Origin of the sequence: Craterilacuibacter sp. (assembly GCF_051659485.1) — a bacterium.
Taxonomy (GTDB): Bacteria; Pseudomonadota; Gammaproteobacteria; order Burkholderiales; family Chromobacteriaceae; genus Craterilacuibacter.
Genome location: NZ_JBOFOO010000427.1, coordinates 1 through 4,694, shown reverse-complemented (window position 1 = coordinate 4,694; position 4,694 = coordinate 1). Strand labels below are relative to the sequence as shown.

Sequence of the window (4,694 nt, the reverse complement as noted above, 5' to 3'; positions counted from 1 at the left end):
GCCAATCTGCTGGGACACGACAATTAGGAAGCATAATCAGGGAGCGTACTCCAAGTGCGAAGCGCCATTTAGTGACGGTCTTAGTATCTCCGATATGACAGCAGTTGGTGCGCACGAACTGTTCTGTAAAGTGTTGTCCTTTGGATTGGTAAGCGCAGGGATATGGGGCGATGTATCGCGTGTAGCTTGTGGGTTGAAAAAACCGGCCACCCTCAGGCAGCCGGCGTCCTACTTAACTACCGGGAAACAAAAACGGGTTGATGCCGCTACGGACAAAGCCTTCTTCTTCGATGGCGGCGTCCAGCGCCAGCGTGGCCAGATCGTCGGCCACCGCTTCCAGATGCATATCCTTGCCTAGCGCCAGCACCTTGAGGTAGCTGCCGCAGTCGCCACAGCTTTCGGCACGCACGGCGACCGCCTTGTCGTCCGGCGACCAGTAGCCGATGTCGCGCGTTGATTCGCAGTTGCTGCACTTGACGCGCACCATATGCCACTCGCTCTCGCACAGGGTGCAGTGCAGATAGCGCAGGCCGTCCTTGTCACCGATCTTCACCATGCTTGCGACCGGCCCCTGGCTGCACACCGGGCACAGGTGGCGGCTTTCGTCCGGTTCGGCGATGGCGTGGATCTTGAGATTGCTGGCGAGCTGACTGAAATAGACCGATAGCGCCGCCCAGACAAACAGCGCGTCGGCGCTGGAGGCCTCGTCATAGCGTCCGGCCAGAAGTGCGCCGGCCAGTGCTTCGCGTTCGGCGCGTGTCTGGGTTTGCAGCGCCATGATGGTGTCGGCGATCAGGCCGGTGCTGCCCGGCAGCAGCTTGCCCAATAGCGCGTCGAGCAGGTCCTGCCACACCGGGTCGCGTGGCCAGGCACTGCTGCCCAGCGGCGGCAGGCCGTGGCGTGCGCATTCGGTGAAATAGGCGTCGCGCGATGGCAGCGCCAGCGGGTGTTCGGCTACCAGCGCGTGTTGCGCGCGCGCGATGCGGGCACAGAAGCGCAGATAGTCGGCCATGGTGTGGCCGTCAGCGAGTGTTTCCAGCCGCTGGGCGCGGGTGAGGTAGAGCGTTTTCGGGTCGGGCAGCAAAAGCGGCGGGATGTCTCCCGCCGCCTGTGTCAGCTCGCCCTCGGGGACGATGCGTATGCTCATGGTTGGCTCTTTTTTTCCTCGGTGCGTTTGGCCATCACTTCACGATACCAGCGCGGGTGGTGCTTCTTCGCCCATGCTTCGGTGACGACGCCCTCGACCATGGCGCGTACGGTGCCGCGTACCCAGATCGCTGCGTAGGCGTGGATGATGATGCCGGCAATCAGTGCCAGTGCCGCCCAAGCATGCACGAACAGCGCGATGCGGATCAGCTCGATCGGGAAGTACAGGGCGAAGTAGGGCCGCCAGATGACGATGCCGGTGCTGATCAGTCCCAGCATGCACAGCGTCATCATCCAGAACATGCCTTTCTGGCCACCGTTGTATTTGCCGGTGTCGCCGACTTCATGCCCGGACAGCACTTCCTTGACCGACTTCATCCACTTCACGTCCTCGCGGTCGATGAAGTTGTGATGCCAGTAGCGCAAAAACTGCACGAAGAAACCGACGAACATGAGTACCCCGACGAAGGGGTGGACGATGCGCGCCAGTTGCGGCGTGCCGAACACGCCGGTCAGCCAGAAGAAAGCCGGGTAGAAGAAGGCCAGCCCCGAGATCGCCAGTACGATAAAGCACACCGCGACGATCCAGTGGTTGACGCGCTCGGCCGCGTTATAGCGGCGGATCAGCTTTTCCTTCATGCCTTGTCCTCCTTGCTGTCCGGCTGGTCCTTGCCTGCCGGTGCCTGCCCTTCATCCTCGTCCTCGGCCTTGTTCGGGCCGACGCCGATGTAGTGGAAGAAGCCGAACAGTACCGATGCCGCAATGCCGATGGTCGACAGCGGTTTGAGGATGCCTTTCCACAAGCCGACCATGGTGCTGATCGCCGGGTCTTTCTTCAGGCCGGCGTACAGCTCGGGGCGGTCGGCGTGATGCAGCACATACATCACATGGGTGCCGCCCACGCCTTGCGGGTCGTACAGACCGGCTTGCTCGAAACCGCGCGTTTTCAGCTCGGCCACGCGCTCTTCGGCGTGATGCTTCATGTCTTCCTTGCTGCCGAAGCTGATCGCACCGGTGGGGCAGGTCTTGACGCAAGCCGGCTCCTGGCCGACCGCGACGCGGTCGGAACACAGGGTGCACTTGTACGCCTTGTTGTCACGGGCGTTGATGCGCGGCACATTGAACGGGCAGCCGGCAATGCAGTAGCCGCAGCCGATGCAGTGCTCGGACTGGAAGTCGACGATACCGTTGGCGTACTGGATGATGGCGCCGGGCGCCGGGCAGGCCTTGAGGCAGCCCGGCTCGGCGCAATGCATGCAGCCGTCCTTGCGGATCAGCCATTCGAGCTTGTTGTCTTCCTCGTGCTCGGTAAAGCGCATCACCGTCCAGCTTTGTGCCGACAGGTCGGCCGGGTTGTCGTAGACCCCGACACAGTCACCCACTTCGTCACGCAGGTCGTTCCACTCGGAACACGCCACCTGACAGGCCTTGCAGCCTATGCAGGTGGTGACGTCGATCAGCTTGGCGACCTCGGCCTTGTGTGCGCGGGCGATCGGCGGCTGGGTCGGGCTCGCGGAGCGGCGCAGAATGTCTTGCGATTGCATAGGCGTCTCTCCTTAGGCTTTTTCGACGTTGACGAGGAAGGACTTGAATTCCGGCGTCTGCGTGTTGGCGTCACCGACAAATGGCGTCAGCGTGTTGGCCAGGAAGCCTTTCTTCGCTACCCCCTCGTAACCCCAGTGAATCGGGATGCCGACGTGGTGCACGTCCTGACCGTTGACCTTGAGCGTACGGATACGCTTGGTCACCACCGCCTTGGCCTTGATATAGCCGCGCTTGCTTGACACCTTGACGGTGTCGCCATGGGCGATGCCACGCTCTTTGGCCAGACCTTCGCCGATCTCGACGAATTGCTCGGGCTGCGTAATGGCGTTGAGCAGCACGTTCTTGGTCCAGTAATGGAAATGCTCGGTCAGGCGATAGGTGGTCGCCGCATACGGGAAGTCGGCCTTGGTGCCCAGTTGCTCCGCATCGCCCTTGAAGATGCGCGCGGCCGGGTTGGTGACCACTTTCGGGTGCAGCGGGTTGGTGCCTATCGGGCTTTCGAACGGCTCGTAATGCTCGGGGAACGGCCCTTCGGCCATCTTGTCCAGCGCGAACAAACGTCCCAGACCTTCGGCCTGCATGATGAAGGGGCTCATCTTGCTGCCCGGCGGCTCGTCAGCCTTGAAGTCGGGGATGTCGATACCGGCCCACTTTTCACCGTTCCACTTGATCAGCGTGCGCTTGGCATCCCACGGCGTGCCGTCCGGCTTGTTGGACGCGCGGTTGTACAGGATGCGGCGGTTGGCCGGCCATGCCCAAGCCCAGCCCAGCGTGTTGCCGAGGCCCGACGGGTCGGAATTGTCGCGCCGTCCCATCTGGTTGCCTGCCTGCGTCCAGCTGCCGGCGAAGATCCAGCAGGCGCTGGCGGTCGTGCCATCGGCTTGCAGGGCGGCAAAGCCCGGCAACTGCTCGCCCTTCCTGGCCAGAAATTCACCCGGCTTTTTCGGGTCGGGGATATCGGCCAGTGCGCGGCCATTCAGCTCCTTGGCCAGTTCTTCGGCTTTCGGGTCATGCGCATTGCGGTAGGCCCACGACAGCTTATGGATAGGCTCGGCGTAGGTGCCGCCTTCCTTGGCATAGAGCGCGCGCACATGGGTGAAGATGCCGGCGATGATCTCGACGTCGGTCAGTGCTTCGCCCGGTGCATCGGCACCTTTCCAGTGCCACTGCAGCCAGCGCCCGGAGCTGACGATGGCGCCTTCTTCTTCGGCAAAGCAGGTGGTCGGCAGGCGGAACACTTCGGTCTGGATGCTGGCGCTGTCGACATCGTTCTGCTCGCCGTGGTTCTTCCAGAAGGTCGAGGTGTCGGTCACCAGCGGGTCCATCACCACCAGGAACTTGAGCTTGGAGAGCGAGGCGACCACCTTGTTCTTGTTCGGGAACGAGGCGACCGGATTGAAGCCCTGGCAGAAGTAACCGTTGACCTTGCCCTGATGCATCATGTCGAAGTAGCGCAGGACGTCGTAGCCCTGATCCCACTTCGGCAGCCAGTCAAAGCCCCAGTCGTTGTCGGCGCTGGCGTTGTCACCCCAGAACGACTTCATCAGCGAGATATGGAACTTGGGCGTGTTCTGCCCGTAGTTCATCTGGCCGTCGGCCAGCGCCTTGGGGGTGGTGGCTTCGAGGAAGTCCGCGAGGGTGGTTTCCTTTTCGGAGGGCAGGCGCAGATAGCCCGGCAGGCTTTGCGACAACAGGCCCACATCGGTCAGACCCTGAATATTGGAGTGGCCGCGCAGTGCGTTCACCCCGCCGCCAGCCATGCCCATATTGCCCAGCAATAGCTGGATCATGGCCATGGTGCGGATATTCTGCGAGCCGACCGAGTGCTGGGTCCAGCCCAGCGCATACAGGAAAGACGTGGTCTTGTCGTGCGCGCCGGTGCTGGCGATGTATTCACACACCTTGAGGAAGGCATCTTTGGGCGTGCCGCAGATGTTTTCCACCACGTCCGGCGTATAGCGGGCTACGTGCTCGCGCATCAGGTTGATGACGCAGCGCGGATC

4 protein-coding genes are annotated in these 4,694 nt (G+C 62.2%); all 4 read right to left on the bottom strand.

What is annotated here, in order from left to right; translation table 11 throughout:
• Positions 1 to 232: 232 nt before the first annotated feature.
• Positions 233 to 1,147, bottom strand: coding sequence for a formate dehydrogenase accessory protein FdhE (fdhE, locus tag ACRC1E_RS14355; protein WP_438515781.1), 915 nt, complete (start codon positions 1,145 to 1,147; stop codon positions 233 to 235).
• On the bottom strand, positions 1,144 to 1,785 hold the full coding sequence (locus ACRC1E_RS14350) for a formate dehydrogenase subunit gamma (RefSeq protein ID WP_438515780.1): 642 nt from the start codon (positions 1,783 to 1,785) through the stop codon (positions 1,144 to 1,146). The genes fdhE and ACRC1E_RS14350 overlap by 4 nt, the downstream gene beginning before the upstream one ends.
• Positions 1,782 to 2,690 carry a formate dehydrogenase subunit beta gene (fdxH, locus tag ACRC1E_RS14345; protein ID WP_438515779.1) on the bottom strand — a complete coding sequence of 303 codons (909 nt, stop codon included), beginning with the start codon at positions 2,688 to 2,690 and terminating at the stop codon, positions 1,782 to 1,784. Before fdxH ends, ACRC1E_RS14350 begins: the two co-directional genes overlap by 4 nt.
• 12 nt (positions 2,691 to 2,702) lie before the next feature.
• A partial coding sequence (fdnG, locus tag ACRC1E_RS14340; protein WP_438515778.1) for a formate dehydrogenase-N subunit alpha occupies positions 2,703 to 4,694 on the bottom strand: 1,992 nt, incomplete at its 5' end.

What these genes read in the sequence shown, in the direction of transcription:
- fdhE (WP_438515781.1), bottom strand. Translation starts at nt 1,147, where the DNA reads ATGAGCATACGCATCGTCCCCGAGGGCGAGCTGACACAGGCGGCGGGA.
- ACRC1E_RS14350 (WP_438515780.1), bottom strand. Translation starts at nt 1,785, where the DNA reads ATGAAGGAAAAGCTGATCCGCCGCTATAACGCGGCCGAGCGCGTCAAC.
- fdxH (WP_438515779.1), bottom strand. Translation starts at nt 2,690, where the DNA reads ATGCAATCGCAAGACATTCTGCGCCGCTCCGCGAGCCCGACCCAGCCG.